The sequence below is a fragment of the Kribbella sp. NPDC104740 genome (assembly GCF_055583505.1).
Map to the genome: position 1 here is coordinate 1,486,663 of NZ_JBVJNV010000001.1, position 20,118 is coordinate 1,506,780.

At 69.9% G+C, this 20,118-nt stretch carries 21 protein-coding genes; 16 read left to right on the forward strand and 5 right to left on the reverse strand.

What is annotated here, in order from left to right; all coding sequences use genetic code 11:
* Positions 1–248 precede the first annotated feature (248 nt).
* Together ACZ6Z4_RS06855 and ACZ6Z4_RS06860 are read left to right on the forward strand one after the other, a co-directional pair.
* Complete coding sequence (locus ACZ6Z4_RS06855; RefSeq protein WP_465558979.1) at positions 249–1,427, forward strand: Gfo/Idh/MocA family protein; 1,179 nt, start codon at positions 249–251, stop codon at positions 1,425–1,427.
* Positions 1,428–1,539: 112 nt separating this feature from the next.
* The gene (locus ACZ6Z4_RS06860; protein ID WP_465558981.1) at positions 1,540–3,036 is read left to right on the forward strand and encodes a CoA-acylating methylmalonate-semialdehyde dehydrogenase; all 1,497 of its coding nucleotides are present in this window, start codon (positions 1,540–1,542) and stop codon (positions 3,034–3,036) included.
* Positions 3,037–3,091: 55 nt separating this feature from the next.
* On the opposite strand, the gene ACZ6Z4_RS06865 is transcribed toward ACZ6Z4_RS06860, so the two are convergent.
* The gene (locus ACZ6Z4_RS06865; RefSeq protein ID WP_465558983.1) at positions 3,092–4,093 is read right to left on the reverse strand and encodes a Gfo/Idh/MocA family protein; all 1,002 of its coding nucleotides are present in this window, start codon (positions 4,091–4,093) and stop codon (positions 3,092–3,094) included.
* A gap of 602 nt (positions 4,094–4,695) precedes the next feature.
* Between ACZ6Z4_RS06865 and ACZ6Z4_RS06870 the strand changes: the two genes are divergently transcribed.
* From ACZ6Z4_RS06870 to ACZ6Z4_RS06880, 3 genes are all read left to right on the forward strand, one after another.
* The gene (locus ACZ6Z4_RS06870; protein WP_465558985.1) at positions 4,696–5,046 is read left to right on the forward strand and encodes a DUF6086 family protein; all 351 of its coding nucleotides are present in this window, start codon (positions 4,696–4,698) and stop codon (positions 5,044–5,046) included.
* Positions 5,043–6,086, forward strand: a complete 1,044-nt coding sequence (locus ACZ6Z4_RS06875; protein ID WP_465558987.1) for a Gfo/Idh/MocA family oxidoreductase — start codon at positions 5,043–5,045, stop codon at positions 6,084–6,086. Before ACZ6Z4_RS06870 ends, ACZ6Z4_RS06875 begins: the two co-directional genes overlap by 4 nt.
* 103 nt (positions 6,087–6,189) lie before the next feature.
* Complete coding sequence (locus tag ACZ6Z4_RS06880) at positions 6,190–6,933, forward strand: GntR family transcriptional regulator (protein WP_363673312.1); 744 nt, start codon at positions 6,190–6,192, stop codon at positions 6,931–6,933.
* 37 nt (positions 6,934–6,970) lie between these two features.
* On the opposite strand, the gene ACZ6Z4_RS06885 is transcribed toward ACZ6Z4_RS06880, so the two are convergent.
* A complete protein-coding gene (locus ACZ6Z4_RS06885) occupies positions 6,971–8,218 on the reverse strand; it encodes a hypothetical protein (RefSeq protein WP_465558990.1) in 1,248 nt (415 codons plus the stop codon).
* A 20-nt stretch (positions 8,219–8,238) separates the two neighbouring features.
* Positions 8,239–8,736: a SigE family RNA polymerase sigma factor gene (locus tag ACZ6Z4_RS06890; protein WP_465558992.1), complete on the reverse strand. Its 498-nt coding sequence runs from the start codon at positions 8,734–8,736 to the stop codon at positions 8,239–8,241.
* A gap of 271 nt (positions 8,737–9,007) precedes the next feature.
* Here ACZ6Z4_RS06890 and ACZ6Z4_RS06895 point away from each other — a divergent pair, with 271 nt between their 5' ends.
* The 8 genes from ACZ6Z4_RS06895 to ACZ6Z4_RS06930 all read left to right on the forward strand — a co-directional run bounded on the left by ACZ6Z4_RS06895 (position 9,008) and on the right by ACZ6Z4_RS06930 (position 15,160).
* A complete protein-coding gene (locus tag ACZ6Z4_RS06895; protein ID WP_363673306.1) occupies positions 9,008–10,291 on the forward strand; it encodes a CpaF family protein in 1,284 nt (427 codons plus the stop codon).
* Positions 10,291–11,151 carry a type II secretion system F family protein gene (locus ACZ6Z4_RS06900; RefSeq protein ID WP_465558995.1) on the forward strand — a complete coding sequence of 287 codons (861 nt, stop codon included), beginning with the start codon at positions 10,291–10,293 and terminating at the stop codon, positions 11,149–11,151. Before ACZ6Z4_RS06895 ends, ACZ6Z4_RS06900 begins: the two co-directional genes overlap by 1 nt.
* A 130-nt stretch (positions 11,152–11,281) precedes the next feature.
* Positions 11,282–12,220 (forward strand): type II secretion system F family protein, encoded by a 939-nt coding sequence (locus tag ACZ6Z4_RS06905; protein ID WP_465558997.1) that lies wholly within the window; start codon positions 11,282–11,284, stop codon positions 12,218–12,220.
* Between the two features lie 14 nt (positions 12,221–12,234).
* Positions 12,235–12,432, forward strand: coding sequence for a hypothetical protein (locus tag ACZ6Z4_RS06910; RefSeq protein ID WP_465559000.1), 198 nt, complete (start codon positions 12,235–12,237; stop codon positions 12,430–12,432).
* Between the two features lie 236 nt (positions 12,433–12,668).
* Entirely contained in the window at positions 12,669–13,064 is a 396-nt protein-coding gene (locus ACZ6Z4_RS06915) for a TadE/TadG family type IV pilus assembly protein (RefSeq protein WP_465559002.1), read from the forward strand.
* Between the two features lie 227 nt (positions 13,065–13,291).
* Complete coding sequence (locus tag ACZ6Z4_RS06920) at positions 13,292–13,708, forward strand: hypothetical protein (RefSeq protein WP_363673294.1); 417 nt, start codon at positions 13,292–13,294, stop codon at positions 13,706–13,708.
* A 146-nt stretch (positions 13,709–13,854) separates the two neighbouring features.
* Complete coding sequence (locus ACZ6Z4_RS06925; RefSeq protein ID WP_465559005.1) at positions 13,855–14,253, forward strand: Tad domain-containing protein; 399 nt, start codon at positions 13,855–13,857, stop codon at positions 14,251–14,253.
* 112 nt (positions 14,254–14,365) lie between these two features.
* Positions 14,366–15,160, forward strand: coding sequence for an SDR family NAD(P)-dependent oxidoreductase (locus ACZ6Z4_RS06930; protein ID WP_465559008.1), 795 nt, complete (start codon positions 14,366–14,368; stop codon positions 15,158–15,160).
* Here ACZ6Z4_RS06930 and ACZ6Z4_RS06935 read toward each other — a convergent pair.
* On the reverse strand, positions 15,136–15,984 hold the full coding sequence (locus ACZ6Z4_RS06935; RefSeq protein WP_465559010.1) for an SDR family oxidoreductase: 849 nt from the start codon (positions 15,982–15,984) through the stop codon (positions 15,136–15,138). The two genes, ACZ6Z4_RS06930 and ACZ6Z4_RS06935, sit on opposite strands and share 25 nt — an antisense overlap.
* A 69-nt stretch (positions 15,985–16,053) precedes the next feature.
* On the opposite strand from ACZ6Z4_RS06935, the gene ACZ6Z4_RS06940 reads away from it, so the two are divergent.
* Genes ACZ6Z4_RS06940 through ACZ6Z4_RS06950 form a run of 3 tightly spaced genes read left to right on the forward strand, consistent with a single transcriptional unit; the run spans position 16,054 to position 18,652 of the window.
* Entirely contained in the window at positions 16,054–16,698 is a 645-nt protein-coding gene (locus ACZ6Z4_RS06940) for a TetR/AcrR family transcriptional regulator (RefSeq protein ID WP_465559012.1), read from the forward strand.
* A 54-nt stretch (positions 16,699–16,752) separates the two neighbouring features.
* Positions 16,753–17,874: a peptide chain release factor 2 gene (prfB, locus tag ACZ6Z4_RS06945; protein ID WP_363673284.1), complete on the forward strand. Its 1,122-nt coding sequence runs from the start codon at positions 16,753–16,755 to the stop codon at positions 17,872–17,874.
* A gap of 1 nt (position 17,875) precedes the next feature.
* Positions 17,876–18,652, forward strand: coding sequence for a pentapeptide repeat-containing protein (locus ACZ6Z4_RS06950; RefSeq protein WP_465559015.1), 777 nt, complete (start codon positions 17,876–17,878; stop codon positions 18,650–18,652).
* Here ACZ6Z4_RS06950 and ACZ6Z4_RS06955 read toward each other — a convergent pair.
* Positions 18,649–20,061, reverse strand: a complete 1,413-nt coding sequence (locus ACZ6Z4_RS06955; protein WP_465559017.1) for an MFS transporter — start codon at positions 20,059–20,061, stop codon at positions 18,649–18,651. The two genes, ACZ6Z4_RS06950 and ACZ6Z4_RS06955, sit on opposite strands and share 4 nt — an antisense overlap.
* Between the last annotated feature and the right edge of the window lie 57 nt (positions 20,062–20,118).

Sequence of the window (20,118 nt, forward strand, 5' to 3'; positions counted from 1 at the left end):
GTCGGTGGAGGAAGCGGCGGTTGCTGGGGAGACCTGGTAGTCGGCGGAGGAAGCGGCGGTTCCTGGGTAAACCTGGTGATCGGCGGAGGCAGCGGTTGCCGGGCGAGCCCGGTGATCGGCGTGGACTAGGCGGCTCGCCAGGGGGACCTGGTGGGCGCTGGTGGTGGGCAGTCGCCCGGGGAGGCCCGGAGCTGCTGGGAGTACGGCGCGGGCAGTCGTCGTACAACGTCGTCAGAGAGTAGGTGGAGATGCAGGACCTGAGGATCGGGATCATCGGTGTCGGGGTGATGGGCGCCGATCATGCCGAGCGGGTGGTGCGACGGATCTCCGGTGCGCGCCTGGTCGCGGTCTCGGACCCGGACCTGCCGCGGGCGAACGCGTTGGCCGAGTCGCTGTCGCGCCCGGCCGGCGTCGTGGCGACGGGTGGGCTGGAAGCCGGCACTGCCGCAGCAGCGGGGACGTCAGCCCCGGAGCAGACTGGAGCAGCGGGGACCGCTGGTGCGGAGCAGACTGGAGCACCGGGGACCGCCGGTGCCGAGCAGATCGGAGCAGCGATCGGCTCCAGCTCGATCCGTGTGATCGTCGACCCGCTCGACCTGATCGCGGACGCGCAGGTCGACGCGGTGATCATCGCGTCGCCCGGGTTCGCGCACGCCGAGCAGCTGATGGCCTGTCTGGAGCACGCGAAGCCGGTGCTCTGCGAGAAGCCGCTGACGATGGACACCGAGTCCTCGCTGCGCGTCGTCGAGGCCGAGCACAAACTGGGCCGGCAGCTGATCCAGGTCGGGTTCATGCGCCGCTTCGACCCGGAGTACGCCGCACTCAAGGAACTGCTCGACTCCGGTGAGCTCGGGCGCACGCTCCTGCTGCACAACGTGCACCGCAACAAGACCGTCCCGGACACGTTCCGCAGCGAGATGATCGTGCGCGACTCGCTCGTGCACGAGGTCGACGTCGCGCGCTGGCTGTTCGACGACGAGATCGCCAAGATCACCGTGCACGCGCCGAAGCCGACCGGCCTGGTCGCCAACGGCGCGCTCGACCCGCAGTTCGCGATCCTGGAGATGGCGAGCGGCGCGATCGCCGACGTCGAGGTGTTCGTGAACTTCCAGGTCGGGTACGAGGTGCGCTGCGAGGCCGTCGCGGAGAAGGGCAGCGCGACCATCGGGCTGGGCGTCGACGTCCTGACCAAGCGCGCCGGGCAGTGGGGCGGCGTCGTACCGGAGGACTACCGGGCCAGGTTCGGTACGGCGTACGACATCGAGGTGCAACGCTGGGTCGACGCGACCCGGCGGGGCGAGATCGACGGGCCGTCGGCCTGGGACGGGTACGCCGCGGCGGCCGTCTGCACCGCCGGCATCCAGTCGCTGCAGGAAGGCCGGCCGGTCGAGGTCGAGATGGCCCGCAAGAGCGAGGTGCTCGGATGACCCGGGACGACGAAGACAACAGCACCCGCTCGCGCTCCTGGCACCGGCGCGGCCGGCGTACTGGGAGCACAGGACACGAGAACACCGCAGGACCGACGACGAGGACACAGCTGTGAGCACTGAACGGATCACCCACCTGATCGGCGGCACGCCCTGGACCGGCGTCTCCGAGCGGACCAGCAAGGTCTACAACCCGGCCACCGGCGAGGTGACGGGCGAGTTGGACCTGGCCTCGGCGGCGACCGTCGACGAGGCGGTCAAGGTCGCCCACGAGGCGTCGAAGGCGTGGGGCCGGACGTCGCTGACCAAGCGCGCGCAGGTGCTGTTCGCGTTTCGCGAGCTGCTCAACGAGCGCAAGGGCGACATCGCGGCCCTGATCACCGCCGAGCACGGCAAGGTGTTGTCGGACGCGCTCGGCGAGGTGACCCGTGGGCTCGAGGTCGTCGAGTTCGCCTGCGGCATCCCGCACCTGCTCAAGGGCGGGTTCAGCGAGAACGTCTCGACCAACGTCGACGTGTACTCGATCCGGCAGTCGCTCGGAGCGGTCGCGGTGATCTCGCCGTTCAACTTCCCGGCGATGGTGCCGCTGTGGTTCGTGCCGATCGCCGTGGCCTGCGGTAACAGCGTGGTGATCAAGCCGTCGGAGAAGGACCCGTCGGCGGTGAACGCGGTCGCGGCGCTGTGGAAGGAGGCCGGGCTGCCGGACGGCGTGATGAACGTCGTGCACGGCGACAAGGAGGCCGTCGACCGGCTGCTCGAGCACCCCGACATCAAGGCGGTCTCGTTCGTCGGGTCGACGCCGATCGCGCGGTACGTGTACGAGACCGGTACGGCGAACGGCAAGCGCGTGCAGGCGCTCGGCGGGGCGAAGAACCACATGGTCGTGCTGCCCGACGCCGACCTGGACCTCGCCGCCGACGCGGCCGTCAACGCCGGCTTCGGGTCGGCCGGTGAGCGCTGCATGGCGATCTCCGCGCTGATCGCGGTCGAGCCGGTCGCCGACGACCTGATCACGAAGATCAAGGAGCGGATGGCGACGCTGAAGACCGGCGACGGGACCCGCGGCTGCGACATGGGTCCGCTGGTCACCGGCGCGCACCGCGACAAGGTCGTCGGGTACGTCGAGGCCGGAGTCGAGTCCGGCGCCGAGCTGACCGTCGACGGGCGCGAAGGTCCGTTCGACGGCGCCGACGACGGATTCTGGCTCGGGCCCACGCTGTTCGACAAGGTGACGCCGGAGATGTCGATCTACACCGACGAGATCTTCGGGCCGGTGCTGTCGGTGGTCCGCGTTCCGTCGTACGACGCGGCGCTGGACCTGGTCAACTCGAACCCGTACGGGAACGGCACGGCGATCTTCACCAACGACGGCGGGGCCGCGCGGCGGTACCAGACCGAGGTCGAGGTCGGCATGGTCGGCGTCAACGTCCCGATCCCGGTGCCGATGGCGTACTACTCGTTCGGCGGCTGGAAGAACTCGCTGTTCGGCGACACCCATGCGCACGGCGCCGAGGGCGTGCACTTCTTCACCCGCGGCAAGGTCATCACGTCGCGCTGGCTCGACCCGAGCCACGGCGGGCTGAACCTGGGCTTCCCGACGGGCGACTGACCGACAGCACGAGGCCCTGCAACCATCGCTGGTCGCAGGGCCTCGTACGTCGTACTCAGATCTGCGTGACCGGCCGGGGCTGCAGGCCCGCGTCCTTGTAGCAGGCGTCGATGAGCTCCATCGTGGCCACCGCGTCGTCGGCGTCGATCGGCAGCGGCGTGCCGTTGCGGAGGTGGGCGGCGAAGGCCTCGAGCTGGTACGTGTACGACGAACGGCGGCCGAGCTGCTCGACCCAGTGGTCCTCCTTCGTCGTCACGATCACCCGGTCGTCCTGGTGCGGCAGCACGAAGCTCGGCGCGAACGCCTCGCCGCGGGTGCCGGTCACCTTCAGGCTGAACTCGAACTCCTCCGACGCCATGCTGGTCCGGACCGCGCCGGTGGCGCCGTTCGGGAACTCCAGGTCGGCGTTGAGCCACTCGTCGACGCCGGGGAGGCGCTTGCGTTCGCCGGCGCGAGCGCTGACGAGCTTGGGCTGGCCGCCGCCCCACGGCGCGAGCATGCGCTGCGCGTGCAGCGCGTAGCAGCCGACGTCCATCAAGGCTCCACCGGCGAGCGCCAGCGACCAGCGCGGGTCCTCGTCGGCAGGCGGGCCCATCACCATCGTCGCCTCGACGTGCTGCAGTTCGCCGAGCTCACCCTTCGCGAGCAGCTCCTGCAGACGCTTGGTGACCGGGTGGAAGAGGTAATGGAAGCCCTCCATCACCACGACGCCGGCCTCGCGCGCCGCGTCGCGGACCTCCGCGGCCTCGGCCGCGTTGCTCGCCGACGGCTTCTCGGTCAGCACATGCTTGCCGGCGGCAATCGCGCGCAGGTTCCACGGGCCGTGCAGGCCGTTGGCGAGCGGGTTGTAGATCGCCTCGACCTCGGGGTCGTTGATCACGTCGTCGTACGACGTGTGCACCCGCTCGACGCCGTGCTCGGCGGCGAAGGCCTCGGCCCGTTCGGTGTCCCGGGCCGCGACCGCGACCAGCCGGGCGCCGGTCAGCTTGGCCGGTTCGGCGATCGCCCGGCCGGCGATCCGGGCGGCGCCGAGGATGCCGATGCGCAGCGGTTCCATGCCTTCTCCTTCAGAGTTCGTCCGTACGGCGGGCTGGTCGAGGCCGTACCGGCGGTGGCCGGTGGGCCAGGTGCCGTCGAGTCCCGTGGCGGGGTGTTCCGCCGGGAGTGCGCGGAGCGGCCGGTCCTGCTCCAGGAACGGCCGGAAGATCCCGAACCGGAAAGCACGGTCGTCGCCGGGCGGCGATCACGTTGTCCGGATCGAAGGCGACATCCTGCCCGAGTCCGGGCAGCACCCGGTAGGCCGTGACCGCCATCCGGACCCGGTCACGGACTGTCCCCGGCGTGTGCTCGCGCAGCCCGGCAACGGTGCGTGAGGCGTGCTCAGCGCTCGCACGAACACACCGTGACGAGGACCGGCCGAGGCCACGACCACGCACCGCGACCACCCCCGGGAACCCTGACAACGTGTGCACACCCGCAGGGTAGAGCCCGCCGTACGGCGCCACTCCCACGGTCGCCCCGCAGCGCCGGACCTTCACCTCCCGGATTCACCCCGTTCACCTCCACTCGCTTGCCCTAGGCACCCTTCCCACGATTGACATCCCATGGTGAGATCACCCTGGTGATCCGCCGTAGTCCGTCCGCCCGTGAGGGGAGCCAGTGAGCATCTACTTCGAGATCGACGGGGAGACCTTGTGGAACCCGGCGTCGGCGGTGGGGTTCTTCTACGCGCGGATGGCGGAGGACGTCGTACCGCTGCTCGACACGCCAACCGGGTTCCGGCTGCCGGGCGACGACTCGGTGCAGATCGACCCGGAGCAGTTCCGGCTGTTCGTGATCGCGCTCGCCGACCGGTACCAGGGAGCGAACCACCGGGTCCTGCGGGACCTGCTCGGTGGCTTCGTCCGGACGACGCTCGGCCTCGCGATCAACGCGGGCATCGAGGTGCCGAACGCTTCCGCCGAGTTGCTGGCCGAAGGCCGGTCACGAGTTCAGGAGATGCCGAGATGAGCGAGGGGGCGGACATGCGGACGGATCACGGGCTGCGGGTTGTACGGCTGGGGCTGGTTGGGGCCGGGCGGATCGGGGCGATGCATGCGGGGAACGTGGCGCGGCATGTGGCGGGGGCTGAGTTGGTGGCGGTGGCTGATCCTCGGGGCGAGGCTGCCGAGGCGCTGGCGCAGAAGTACGGGGCTCGGGTCTCAGGGGTGGATGAGCTGCTGGAAGATCCCGACCTGGACGGCGTGCTGATCGCCTCGATCGCCGCGGTGCAGTCGGAGTTGATCGTGAAGGCGGCCGCGGCGGGGAAAGCGGTCTGGTGTGAGAAGCCGGCTTCGCTCACGGTGGAGGAGATCGATCGGGCGATCGCGGCGACCAAAGACGCGGGGGTGGCGTTTCAGGTGGGGTTCAACCGGCGGTTCGCGGCGGACTTCCGGGCGGCGCGGGCGGCGGTCGATGCGGGGGCGGTCGGAACGCCGCAGTTGATGCGGTCGATCACGCGGGACCCGGGGTGGCCGGCGGGGCTGCAGCACGCGGCCGGCGTACGGCCGTGGACGATCTTCCGGGAGACGCTGATCCACGACTTCGACACGTTGCTCTGGCTCAACCCGGGCGCGGAGGTCGTCGAGGTGTACACGCGCGCGGACGCGCTGGTCGCGCCGCAGTTCAAGGACGACGGGCTGCTCGACACCGCGGTCGTCGTACTGACGTTCGACAACGGGGCGATCGCGACGGCGGAGGCCAACTTCTCGGCGTTGTACGGGTACGACGTACGGGGTGAGGTGTTCGGCAGCAAGGGGATGGTCGTGGCTGGGCGGCTGCCGAGTACGACGGCGGTGCAGTACGACGCGAGCGGGCTGCACCAGCAGACGATGCGGAGCGACGAGCAGATGTTCCGCGACGCGTACGTACAGGAGCTCACCGACTTCGCCGAGGTCGTTCGTGGCGATGCCGAGCCGCCGGTGACGGGCGAGGACGCGCGCCGGGCGCTGACGATCGCCTTGGCTGCAATGCGATCGCACGAGGAGCAGCAGCCGATCCGCCTCGGCTAGACCCGCGCCGATCACGCCCGGAAACCCTCCTCACAAAGGAAGAGATCTGATCAAATCTGCACACCGACTCGACGATGCGCCCCGGACAGCCCAAGATGTGCCCATGAGCACCGTCCAGGTCAGCGTCGATCGCACCAGCCGTACCCCGCTCCACGTCCAGCTGGCGCAGCAGCTCGAGGCAGCGATCCAGGGCGGTGACCTCCCGGTAGGCTCTCGGCTCAGCAACGAGGTGGACCTCGCGGAGGCGTACGGGCTGAGCCGTCCAACAGTGCGGCAGGCCATCGCCAGGCTGGTCGACCAGGGGCTGCTGGTCCGCAAGCGCGGCGTCGGCACACAGGTCGTCGGCAACTCCGGCCAGGTCCGCCGCTCGCTGGAGCTCACCAGCCTGTACGACGACCTCGCGGCCGCGCACCGCAAGCCCGAGACCGAGGTGCTCCGCTTCGGCATCGCACCGGCGAGCCCTGAGGTCGCTGCTGCTCTGCAGCTCGAGGCGGGCGACCGCATCCTGCGGCTGGAGCGGCTCCGCCGAGCGGACGGCGAGCCGCTGGCTCTGATGCGCAACTGGCTGCCGCCGGAGATGCTGGACACCGACCCGAGCACGCTGGCCGACCGTGGTCTGTACGAGCTGCTCCGCGCCGAGGGCGTCCGCCTGAAGGTCGCTCACCAGACCATCTCGGCCCAGCCCGCCACACTGGAGCAGGCCCGCCTCCTCGGTGAGGAGCCGGGCCATCCGCTGCTCGCGACCACGCGGATCACGTACGACGACCACGGCCGCGCGGTCGAGTACGGCTCGCACCTGTTCCGTGCGTCGCGGTACGCCTTCGAACACACCCTCGTCCACCGCTGACCCACCCCTCAGAGAGTCAGCGGCGGACGAGAGAGCCCTACTTTGTACCAGTTCCCGGGAACTTCCACCCGTTGGCCCCGGCCATCGCGAACAACTTGTCGGTGCTGAACAGCGGCAGCGCCCGGCTGTGCTTCGCGTCCTTCTCCTGCGGGCCGTTGTAGGCGGTCATGCTGATCATCCGGCCGTCCGGGTAGTGGATCTCGACCCGGTTCGCCAGCACGCCGTTGATCTCCTGCCGCTCGTCGCCGTACGTCGGCTCGTTCTTCGACCAGCCGGTCACCGCGCCGTCGGCGCGGACCTTGCAGTGCTGCGGGCCCTCACCGGTGCACTTGGTCACCGGGGTCTCGTACGTCACGAACACGTCGACCCGCGCCCCGCCCTTGCCGTCGTCGGCGACGTACGCCGCGCCGTTGAAGCCGTCCTCGCCGCCGCCCCAGGTCTCGGGCCTGGTGAGCTGGAGGTTCTTCGGCAGGACACTCTTCAAGGTCTGCAGCGTCTGCTGCAACGGTACGGTCGGCCTGCCGTCGCCCTGCTGGGGCGGCCGGGGAGCGGCCGGCGGCTCGGCCGGGTAGACCCAGGTGTTGCTGGTCGCGATGGTCGTCAGCTGGGCGACCGTGAGCAACGGGTCGGGCCTGGTGTGCTGGGTGGTGCCCAGCGACGCGTTGAAGTGCTGCAAGCTGATCGTCCGGCCGTCGGGGCGATAGATCTCCACAGCGGAGCGCTTGATGCCCCCTGGGTTTCGCCGCGGGTCCTTGACCGACTGGTTCGCGAAGGACCGCACCACCGATCCGTCGGACTGGACCTTGCAGTGGTCCATGCCGTCGCAGCTCGTGATCGGCTTGCTGGTCGCGATCGTGAGCGAGAGCAGTGACCCGCCCTTGCCGTCGTCGAGGACCACGTCGGCCCGGTACTGCCCGCCACCGTCGTTGTAGGACTTGGCTGCGCTCTGCCGGAGGTTCTCCGGCAGCAGGCCGCGCAGCGTGGCGAGTGTTCCGGCGGGTGTCGCGGCCTTGCTGACGGGCGGCTTGGCCTCGGGAGCCGATGCAGTCGTCGTACCGGCGACCGGTGCTTCCGGCGTACCGGCGAAGAGGTGGGTGCCGCCGACGATGATGCCGGCCGTGGCCAGCGCCGCACCGGCGCCGCTGAGGCTCAGCAACGCCGTACGGCGGCGGCGGAGCGTCACGCCGCGGCGGATGCCGCGTTCCACCAGGTCGTTCGACTCCGGCGCGAGGTCGTCGGTGGCCCGGCGCATCAGGTCGGGCAGGCTGTCGTTCAGGTTGTTCATCGGGTGTCTTCTCCTGCGAGTCAGAGAGCGATCAGGTGGACGTCGTCGCCGAGCACCGCGCGCAGGCGGTCCAGGGCTCTGGAGGTCCGGGTCCGGATCGCGCCGGCGTTCTTGCCCAGATCGAGCGCGACCTGTTCGACGCTGCGATCTTCGAAGAACCGCAGGACGAGCACCGCACGATCGAGGGGAGCGAGTTCGGCCAGGGCGTCGCGCAGGGCGAGCCGCAGCTCGAGGTCACCGGGGTGGTGAACGGTCTCGGGCAGTGCGTCGGTCGGCTGCTCGCTCCAGCTCCGGCGGCGGCGTTGCGAGATGAAGGTCCGGGCCAGCACGGTCTGCGCGTACGCCGAGGGGTTCTCGACGCGCTGCATCCGCCACCAGGACCGGTACATCTTGGCCAGCGTCTCCTGGACCAGGTCCTCGGCGTGGTGCCGGTCCCCGGCGAGCAGCCAGGCCGTCCGGTACAGCTGCGGGGTCCGCGCTCTGGCGAACTCCTCGAAATCGTCCGTCGTCGATCCCATCACTGCCCTTCGTCGTGGTCTCACTGAGTACGACGCCACCAGGCGCGGGTTTGGTTACAGCGCACTCCGGCCCGCCGGTTTCTGCAACAAGCTGCAACCGGGGTGGACCCGTCCGTGAGCGGACAGTTACCGTCAGGCGGCCTCTGCCCAGCGGCTGGTTATCCACAGCCTGGGCGGATCGGGTTGGCGCGGGTGCCCTCCGGGTTGGGACAATGATCGCGCAGGGTGACGAAACGGTCGCCGCCGGAGAACCGACGAACACGGGGAGACGATGACAGCGGACAGGGTCGCCGCGCGCCGCAACGGGTTCGACCGGGGCGGGGCGGTCGAGCTGATCGACGCGCAGGTCCGCGACGTCGTCCGGCGCGAGGGCATCGACCCGCTCCGCGACCCCGGCGCGGTCAGCACCATCGTCGCGACCGTCGTCCGCGAGTACGACGAGCGCAGCCTGACCGGGATCGTGCCGCCGATCGGCGACGTCGAGGCGGTCAGCCGCGAGGTGCACGACCGGGTGGCCGGCTTCGGACCGCTCCAGCGGTACCTGGACGACCCGAAGGTCGAGGAGATCTGGATCAACGAGCCGTCCCGGGTGTTCATCGCCCGCGACGGCCGGCACGAGCTGACCACGACGGTGCTGACCGAGGAGGAGGTCGCCGACCTGGTCGAGCGGATGCTGAAGACCACCGGCCGGCGGATCGACGTCTCGCAGCCGTTCACCGACGCGCGGCTGCCCGACGGCAGCCGGGTGCACATCGTGCTCGGCGGCATCACCCAGCGGTACGCCGCGATCAACATCCGCAAGTTCACCGTCCGGGCCAGCAAGCTCGCCGACCTGGTGTCGCTCGGCTCGCTGACGCCGCACGCGGCCGCCGTACTGGACGCGTCCGTTGCCGTCGGCCTCAACATCCTGGTTGCCGGAGGCACCCAGGCGGGCAAGACCACGATGCTGAACGCGCTGGCCGGGTCGATCCCGGGCCGGGAGCGGGTGATCAGCTGCGAGGAGGTCTTCGAGATCAAGCTGCCGATCCCCGACTGGGTGTCGATGCAGACCCGTCAGGCCGGCCTGGAGGGCACCGGCGAGGTGCGGCTGCGGGACCTGGTCAAGGAGTCGCTGCGGATGCGGCCGTCCCGGCTGATCGTCGGCGAGGTCCGCGGCGAGGAGTGCCTCGACCTGCTGCTCGCGCTGAACAGCGGCCTCCCGGGCATGTGCACGATCCACGCGAACTCGGCGCGCGAGGCGCTGACCAAGATGTGCACGCTCCCGCTGCTCGCCGGCGAGAACATCGGCAGCCGGTTCGTGCTGCCCACGGTGGCCGGCTGCGTCGACTTGGTCGTGCACCTCGGGATCGGCAGCGACGGGCAGCGCCGGGTCCGCGAGATCGTCGCGGTCAGCGGCCGGATCGAGGACCAGACGATCGAGACCGAGACGCTCTTCAGCACGTACGACGGGACGCTGCGCCGCGCCGAAGGCCAACTGCCACACCCTGAGCGCTTCCAGCAGGCGGGGTACTCGCCGTCGGGTCTGCTCACCGAGTTGCCGCGCGGGGTGAACTGATGGGACTGCTGCTCGGGCTGTTCTTCGGGATCGGGCTGCTGCTGGTCATCTGGTCGTTCGTCGCGCCGTACGAGGAGAAGCCGAAGACCGACGGGCGGCTGACGGCGCGCAGTCGCGACCTGCTTGCGCGGGCCGGGGTCGAGGGCGTGACGCCGGGCGCGTTCATCGGGGCGTGCGTAGTGACGGGGTTCTTGGCGTTCGTGCTGATGTTCCTGGTGTCGGCTGCGCTGCCGGTCGGGGTGGTGTTCGGCTTGATGGCCGGTGGGGTGCCGGTCGCGTTGCTGAAGAGCCGGGCGCGGAAGCGGCTGGCGGAGTTCCGGGAGCTGTGGCCGGACGTGGTGGACAACATCGCTTCCGCCGTACGGGCTGGGTTGTCGCTGTCGGAGGCGCTCGCGCAGGTGGGTGAGCGGGGGCCGTTGCCGCTGCGGGATGCGTTCCGGCGGTTCGGGGCGGACTACGCGTCGACCGGGCGGTTTGCTGACTCGCTGGATCGGTTGAAGGCGCGGCTGGCGGATCCGGTCGGGGATCGGGTGGTGGAGGCGTTGCGGATCGCTCGTGAGGTGGGTGGTGGGGATCTCGGGCGATTGCTGCGGTCGCTGTCGAGCTTCCTGCGGGACGATGCGCGAACGCGGTCCGAGCTGGAGTCTCGGCAGTCCTGGTCGGTGAATGGTGCGCGGGTTGCTGTCGCGGCGCCTTGGCTGGTGCTGGGGTTGCTGTCGTTCCAGGGGGATGTGATCCAGCGGTACAACTCGCCGGTCGGGGCGCTGATCATCGGGATCGGCGCGGTGGTGTGCGTGATCGCGTACCGGGTGATGCTGCGGATCGGCCGCCTGCCGGAGCCCGAGCGGGTGCTGCGATGAGGCGATGCGTGGCGATCTGGGGGTTGTTCGAGCGGGAGCCGGCGAACGTGTTCGCGTTGCGGGCTGTGGATCTGACCGCGGGATCGTGCGCCGCGGAGCCGCGTGCTGCTGAGGGAGCGGGGTGGCGCGGATGAGTCCGGTCGTGGTGGGTGCGTTGCTGGGTGCGGTGTTCGGTGCCGGGCTGTTGCTCGTCGTACGGCGGTTGCCGTTTCTGCGGAAGCCGACCGTCGACGACCGGATCGGGCCGTACCTGCGGGATCTCGCCGGCGCGGACGTGTTCTCCGGGGTGGTGGACTCGGGGTCGCCGTTCCACGCGATCCTGCGGATGTTCGGGCCGTCGCTGCGGGCGGGGGCTGCTCGGTTGGAGCGGGTTCTCGGCGGAGCCGCGTCGATTCGGCGGCGCTTGGCGCGGGCGGGGATCGAGCGGAGCGTGGAGGAGTTCCGGGTCGAGCAGGTGCTGTGGGGGACGGCTGGGTTCGGGGCGGGGTTGTTGTTCGCGCTCGTGGCGTTGTCGCTGGGGTACGGGAATCCGGTCGGGTTGCTGGTGCTGTGCGCGGTGCTTGGCGTCCTGGGAGTGCTCTCGCGGGATACCTATCTGAGTACTCAGGTGCGCAATCGCGAGCGGCGGTTGCTGGCTGAGCTGCCGACGGTGGCGGAGCTGTTGGCGCTGTCGGTCGCGGCCGGGGAGGGACCGGCGGCGGCGCTCGACCGAGTGGCGCGGTCGTGCAAGGGGGAGCTGGCCGACGAGCTGCAGCGCGTGCTCGCGGAGACCCGGGCGGGGTCGACGCTGGTCCGCGCGCTCGACGGGCTCGCGGATCGGACCGGGCTCGTGGCGCTGTCGCGGTTCGCCGACGGCTTGGCGGTCGCGCTTGATCGCGGTACGCCGTTGGCCGACGTACTGCGTGCGCAGGCCGGCGACATCCGCGAGGCCGGCCGGCGTGAACTGATCGAGTCGGGCGCCCGTCGCGAGGTCGCGATGATGGTGCCCGTCGTGTTCCTGGTGCTGCCAGTCACCATCGCGTTCGCCTTCTACCCGGGCGCAGTCGGCATCCGGCTGATCGCCGGATGAAACGAGGAGAAACCATGTCCCTGTTGATGACCAGACTCTTCCTGACGCTGGTGCTGAAGCCGCGTCCTGCTGAGCGGGAGCGGGGTGACGTGCCTGGGTGGGTGCTGATCACGGTGATGACCGCGGGCTTGGTGGTCGCGATCTGGGCGCTGGCTGCTGACCAGTTGAAGGCGATGCTGGAGCGCGCGCTGGAATCCGTCACGGGCAAGTGATCCGGGCCCAGGGCAACGAGCTGCGCTGGACTGCTGCCGGCGGCACGCGGTCAGGAGGTCGGGCAGCGATCGCCCGGCCCGGCTCGCCTGGGCTCGCGCGGCGCGAGCGGGCGCAGTGCGAGCGGGCGCGGCAAGACGAGGCGCTGCGAGAGGAGGCGCGGCGCGAGCGGGCGCTGCGAGAGGAGGCGCGGCGAGCGGGGGCGAGGCGAGTTGCTCGCTCGGCTCGCGGTGACTCAGTGGGTGAGCGATGCCGCTCGCGGGACCAGCGTGGGGCGGCGGTCGTCGACTTCGTGATGGTGTCGGTGATCGTGGTGCCGTTGTTCCTGGGGATCTTGCAGGTCGGGCTGTTCCTCTACATCCGGAACACGATGACGGCGGCGGCATCCGAGGGAGCTTTGTACGCCGCTGTGCTCAACCGGGACGTCGCCGACGGGGAGGCGCGGACGCGGGAGCTGGTCGACGGGGTGGTGCGCGACGAGCTGGTCGAGTCGGTGACGGCGGAGCAGACCGAGGTGAACGGGCAGCCGGTGGTGCGGGTGGTCGTGTCGGCCCACATGCCGGCGCTCGGGTTGTGGGGGCCGGGGATCGACTTCAGCGTCGAGGGGCACGCGGTGAAGGAGACCGGGGAGTGAGCGCGCGGTGGGCTTGCGTGGGCCGAGGGTCGGTCGCGGCGGAGGCTCGGGCGGTCCGGCGCGGGTCTACCGCGGCGCGGGCCCGGATGGCGCGGCGAGGGCGTGGGGCGAAGTGGGCTCGGACGGTCCGGCGAGGGCCAGGCGTGGCGCGGGCTCGGGCGGTGTGCGCTTGGGCGGTGCGGCGAGGGTCGGCTGCGGCGCGGGCTCGAGGAGAGCGTGGGAGTGCGGTGGTCGAGTTTTCTTGGTTGGCGCTCTTGTTGCTGGTGCCTTTGATCTACGTGATGTTGGGGGTGTTCGACGTGCAGCGGGCGTCGTACGGGGCGACGGCGGCTACGCGGGCGGCGGGGCGGGCGTTTGTGATCGTGCCTGCGGGACTGACCGAGGACGACGCGCGGGCTCGGGCGTTCGAGGCGGCTCGGTTGGCGATGCAGGATCAGGGGATCGAGCTGGAGTCGGGGGATCTGCGGATCAGTTGTGAGCCGGAGTGTCTGCAGCCGGGGTCTACGGTGACGGTTCAGCTGGATTATCGGGTTCCGTTGCCGTTCATTCCGGAGGCTCTGGGTGGGGAGAGGCCGGCGGTGCATGTGTCGGCTTCGCACACGGAGCCGTACGGGGATTATCGGGAAGCGAAAGGAACGCCGTGAGGGGCTGGCGGCGTGAGGGCGCGGGCTGCTTGCGCGAACGGGCGCGGGACGAGCGCGGGCAGGTGCGGGGCGAGCGCGGACGCCTGCGGGGTGAGCGTGGACGCCTGCGGGGTGGGCGCGGGCGGGTGCGCGATGAGCGTGGGCAGATGACTGTGCTGATCATCGGGTTTGCGGCGGTGATCTTGCTGATGGTTGTGGTGGTGACGGACATCTCGAAGGTGTTCCTGGTGCGGCGGGATCTGGATTCGACGGCGGACGGGGCGGTGCTGGCGGCGGCCAATGGGCTGGCGGCGATCTACGCGCAGACCGGGGAAGGTGGGAACGCGCAGATCGATCCGGAGGAGGCTCGGCGGTTGGCTGCTGACTATCTCGACACGGTGTCGGCGAGTGAGCGGTTCGACGGGTTGGACTGGTCGGCTGAGGTGAGCGGTGCGACGGTGACGGTGGAGTTGTCGTCGAGTGTGGAGCTGCCGTTCACGCCGCCGGGGTGGCGGGAGGATGCGGAGATCGCGTCGAGTGCGTCGGCGATCGTGCCGGTGCGGTGAACGGCGAACAGACCCGTGAGTTGAACGGCATGCGCGGACCGTGCGCTGAACACCGCGCAGACCCGTGTGGTGAACGTTGTCTGGGGCAACCTCGGATGGGCACCATGAAGGTATGCGGATTGATCTGACAGGGCGACGTGCGTTGGTTTCGGGATCCAGCCAGGGGATCGGGCAGGCGATTGCCACTGAGTTGGCGCGGGCCGGGGCGAGTGTGGTGGTGAACGGGCGGGATCAGGACAAGACCGAGCGGGCGGCCGCGGCGATTGCCGAGGAGGTGCCGGGGGCGGAGCTGATTCCGGTCGGGGCCGATCTTGCGTCGGCTGAAGGGGCCGAGGCGTTGAAGGAGCGGGCGGGGGAGCTCGACATCCTGGTCAACAACCTCGGGATCTTCGGGGCGAAGCCGGTGCTGGAGATCGACGACGACGAGTGGCGGCGGTACTTCGAGGTCAACGTGCTGTCGGCGGTGCGGCTGATCCGGATGTATCTGCCGGGGATGATGGAGCGCGGGTTCGGGCGGGTGATGAACATCGCCAGCGACTCGGCCGTGGTGACGCCGTTGGAGATGGTGCACTACGGCGTGACCAAGACCGCGCTGCTGGCGGTGACGCGCGGGTTCGCGAAGGCGGCCGCGGGGACGGGTGTGACGATCAACTCGGTGATGGCCGGGCCGACGCACACGCCGGGTGTGGAGGACTTCGTCGCTGAGTTGGTCGGGGACGACAAGCCGTGGGACGAGGCGCAGCGGCAGTTCATGAAGGAGCACCGGCCGTACTCACTCATCGAGCGACTGATCGAGCCCGCTGAGATCGGCAACATGGTCGTCTACCTGAGCTCCGAGCAGGCGTCGGTGACCACCGGCGGAGCCGTTCGCGTGGACGGCGGCTACATCGATTCGATCCTGCCCTGAACGAGAATTTCTGGGTGGTCGGCGAGCCAGGTGCGGAATGTCCGTCCGGAGTGCCCGGTCAGCTTCTCGACCGTTGGTTCGATCGGGTGTGGGGTGCCGACGCGTGAGGCCCAGTACGACAAGAGCGCTTCGAGTTGGGCCGGCCGCCGCATCACTGCGCCCATCTCGACGCGCGCTTCAGCCGGCGTGAGGTCGACGACCTCGAAGGCGGCACCGGTCACCGACGCGAGCTGGGCAAGCTGTGCGCGGCGGGTCATCGACTCCGGGCCGGTGAGCGGGTAGCCGCGGGCGTCGTGGTCGCCGCCGGGGCCGTCCAGGAGGACGCGGACAGCGACGTCGGCGATGTCCTGTTCGTGGATCGGTGCCTCCTCGGCGTCCAGGTACGGCAGCCGGACCTGACCGGTTGCGCGGATCGCGTGCGACCAGAACAGCGCGTTCGACATGAACGCTCCCGGTTGCAGGTACGTCGTCGCGTACGCGCCGCTGCCGACGATCAGTTCGGTCTCCGCGTGCGGGTCGCCGGCCGCGTCGTCGTTGTCGGCGTGTGACGACATCGACGACAGCAGCACGACCTGTTGTACGCCGGCGGCGTCGGCTGCTGCGGCGAAGAGGCCGGCGGTGGACGGTTCGGCGTACAGGAAGACCTGGCTGATGCCGTCGAGGGCGGCGGCGACCGACGTCGGGTCGGTCGCGTCAAAGGGGATCGCGCCGGGGAGGTCCTGTGGGGATCGGCTCGCGATTCGGACGTCGCGGCCGGCTGACACGAGTCCGGCGGTGACGGCGCGGGCGATCTTGCCGCGACCGCCGGTAATGAGAATGGTCATGGATTAGCTCCAAAAATGTAGTGACCACAAGATTGGAAGAAGTAAAGCATGCCGCAGTAGAGTGCGTCCATGGAGATCGGCCGGCGGGAGCGGAAGAAGCAGCAGACCCGGCAGCTGATCTCGGACGTCGCGACGCGGCTGTTCCTGGAGCGTGGGTTCGACGCGGTGACGGTGGCCGAGGTCGCGAAGGCGGCTGATGTCGCGGTGCAGACCGTGTTCAACCACTTCCCGACGAAGGAAGATCTGTTCTTCGACGAGACCGGCTGGTGGGCGGGGCCGGCGGAGGCGATCCGTGAGGCGCCTGCCGGGCAGGATCCGGTCACCACGTTGGAACAGCAGTACCTGACCGTGGTGCGGGGCCGGTTGGCGTCGGGGCATCTTGCGACCTGGCAGGAGTTCAGCCAGACGATGACGGAGAGTCAGGCGCTGCTCGCGCGGCGTCGGCAGATCGCCGAGGAGATGGAGCAGACGATCGCGGCCGCGCTGCGCGAGCGGGATCCTGAGCTCACGCCGTTGCGGGCCCGGTTCGCGGCGGCGCAGTTCGCGGCGGCGCAGAAGGTACTGGAGGACGAGCTGGCCCGGCTGATGCCTGCGGACGCGACTGAGGAGGAGTTGGCGCAGGCCAACGCGGAGCTGGAGCGGGCCACCGCGGAGGTCTTCGACCTCGTACGCCGGGGATGGGCGGCGACGCACGGTGAGGACAGCCGCGGCTGATCGGACGGCAATGGATTCCCGGCGAAGCACCGCGACCGGGTACGCTGCTTGGTTGTGGCTGGACTGGACTTTGACGCGGAGCTCAAGCAACTCGACACGACGTTGACCTCGATCGAGAAGGTGCTCGATCTGGACACGATGCGCCGGGAGATCGCCGACCTCGGGGAGGCGGTGGCCGCGCCCGACCTGTGGGACGACCAGGCGAACGCGCAGAAGGTGACGTCGCGGCTGTCCAGCCTGCAGGCCGACCTGGAGCGGGTGACCAAGCTGCGCAGCCGGATCGACGACCTCGGCGTGCTGATCGAGCTGTCCCGCGAGGAGAACGACGCCGACAGCCTGGCCGAGGCGGAGAAGGAGATCGCCTCGCTGGCCAAGTCGATCCAGTCGCTCGAGGTCCGCACCCTGCTGTCCGGCGAGTACGACGAGCGCGAGGCGCTGGTGACGATCCGTTCCGGCGCCGGTGGCGTCGACGCGGCCGACTTCGCCGAGATGCTGCAGCGGATGTACCTGCGCTGGGCCGAACGCCACGGGTACCCGAGCGAGGTCTACGACACGTCGTACGCCGAAGAGGCCGGGATCAAGTCGACCACCTTCGCGGTCAAGGCGCCGTACGCGTACGGCACGCTGAGCGTCGAGTCCGGCACGCACCGGCTGGTCCGGATCTCCCCGTTCGACAACCAGGGTCGCCGGCAGACGTCGTTCGCCGCGGTCGAGGTCGTGCCGGTGCTCGAGCAGACCGACGAGATCGACGTCCCGGACGAAGAGATCCGGGTCGACGTGTACCGGTCGTCCGGCCCGGGTGGGCAGAGCGTCAACACGACCGACTCCGCGGTCCGGCTCACGCACATCCCGACCGGCACGGTGGTCTCCTGCCAGAACGAGAAGTCGCAGCTGCAGAACAAGGCCAGCGCGATGGTGATCCTGAAGGCCAAGCTGCTGGCGCTGAAGAAGGCCGAGGAGCGGGCCCAGATCGACGCGCTGCGCGGTGACGTGCAGGGCTCGTGGGGTGACCAGATGCGCTCCTACGTGCTGCACCCGTACCAGATGGTGAAGGACCTGCGGACCCAGTTCGAGTCCGGCAACACCTCGGGAGTCTTCGACGGCGAGATCGACGAGTTCGTCGAGGCGGGTATCCGCTGGCGCCGGACCGGCCAGACGGTCGCCGACCAGAACTGACGTGCGGGACGGGCTCCGCGCGGACTGCGGTAGCTGCTTCGGGCTGTGCTGCGTCGCGCTGACGTTCGCCCGGTCGGCCGACTTCGCGATCGACAAGCCGGCCGGCGAGCCCTGCCCGAACCTCGAGCAGGACTTCCGCTGCGGGATCCATCAGAAGCTCAGGCCGTCAGGTTTTCGGGGGTGTACGGTCTACGACTGCTTCGGCGCCGGGCAGAAGATCTCGCGGCAGGCCGGGACGAGCTGGCGCGAGCAGCCCGGGCAGGAGATGTTCGCGGCGCTGCCGATCATGCGGCAGCTGCACGAGCTGCTCTGGTACCTGTACGACGCCCTGGAGCGGCCCGAAGCAGCCCAGATCGCCGAAGACCTGCAGCAAGCCGTACGCCGGATCGAAGCGCTCACCGAGCAACCTGTCCTGAACGTTGACCTCGGCAACGAGCGCGCGCAGGTCAACGAGCTCCTCCAGGCCACCAGCGAGCTCGTCCGCGGCAAGCAGTCCAAGAAGAAGAACCGCCGCGGCGCCGACCTCGTCGGCGCCAGGCTGCGCAAGGCCGATCTCAGCCGGGCCAACCTGCGCGGCGCCTACCTGATCGCGGCCGACCTGGCCGGCGCCGATCTCCGCCAGGCGGATCTGATCGGCGCCGACCTGCGGGACTGCAACCTCAAAGGAGCAGATCTGACAGGTGCGCTGTTCGTCACGCAGTCCCAGGTGAACGCGGCCCTGGGGGACAGCAGTACCAGGATCCCCAGCAGCCTGCTGCGCCCCACCCACTGGAGCTAGCGCAGCGCCCGAGTCACCGGCGTCATCAGCAACGAGATCGCCGTGATAGCCAGCGCCACAGCGGCCAGCGACCCGCCCTGTCCCCACGACGTCCCCGACAGCGACAGGTACGCCGTACCAACCGTCGCCGCGCCCAGCGCCAGACAGGTCTGCTGGCTGGTCAGCAGGATCCCGCTACCGAGCCCAGCCTGAGCCGGCGGCACCTGCCCAACGACAACACCCATCAGCGGCACCATCACCAGCCCACCGCCAAACCCAGCGACCAGCATCGGCACAGCCAGCGTCCACGGAGTCACGTCCGGCCAGAGCGCCAGCGCAGCAGCCGCCAGTACGGCGTACCCGACGGCCTGGATCAGCCAGCCGCGCAGGATCACGCCAGCGCCGTACCGGGCCTGTAGCCGCGGGCCGTAGACAGAGGTGATCAGGAAGCCGACAGCCATCGGCAGCAGGCTCAGACCGCCTTCCAGCGGGGACATTCCGGCCTCGCCCTGAGTTGCCAGCGCGAAGACGAACATGAACCCACCGAACGTCGTGAAGAACCCAACAGCGAGCAGCAGCCCGATCCGCATCGCCTTGAGCCGCAGCACTGTCGGTGGGATGAGTGGAGCACGCCCAGCCTTCTCCGCTCGGTGCTGGTGGAGGCCAAGCAGCGCAACAGCCGGTACGACGGCCGCCAGCGACAGCCACGTCCACAGCGGCCAGCCCAGCGGCCGCCCCTCGGTCAGCGGCAGCAGCAGGAGCACCAGAGCGAGTGCCAGCAGCGCTGCTCCCACCAGGTCGACCCGGTGCGCCTGGGACGCACGAGTCTCGGGCAGCAACCGCACCGCCAGAGCAAAGGCGATCAGCCCGACCGGCACGTTGACGAGGAACACCGCGCGCCAGCCGAGCCCGAACACGTCAGCCTCGACCAGTACGCCGCCCAGGATCTGGCCGAGCGCAGCAGCAGTTCCACCGGCGACGCCGAACATGGCCATCGCCCGTCCCCGGTGCTGCCCGGTGAGCAGGCTGCTGATCGACGCGAGCACCTGCGGCGTCATGGCCGCGGCGGCAGCACCCTGCAGCACGCGGGCCGCGAGCAGCAGGCCGATCGAAGGAGCGATCGCACAGAGCAGCGACATCACGGTGAAGCCGACCAGGCCGGCCAGGAACAGCCGCTTGCGGCCGAAGCCGTCGCCGAGGCGGCCGCCGACGACGAGCAGGGTCGCGTTGGCGATGCCGTAGCTGCCGACGACCAGCTGGAGCTCGCCGGGGGTGGCGTGCAGATCGGTCCCGATCGCCGGGAGCGCGACGTTGATGATGAAGAAGGAGAGCATCGGCAGGAAGGCGCCGAAGAGCAGAGTGGTGAGCGCCACCGGTCCGAGCGGCGACTTGGCCGGTACGCCGATCGGCGGAGCGGAGGTTTGGGTCATACCGACAGCGTGCCCGCGCGCGGATCCGGGTAGTGAGAGCCTGGTTATCCTGGTACC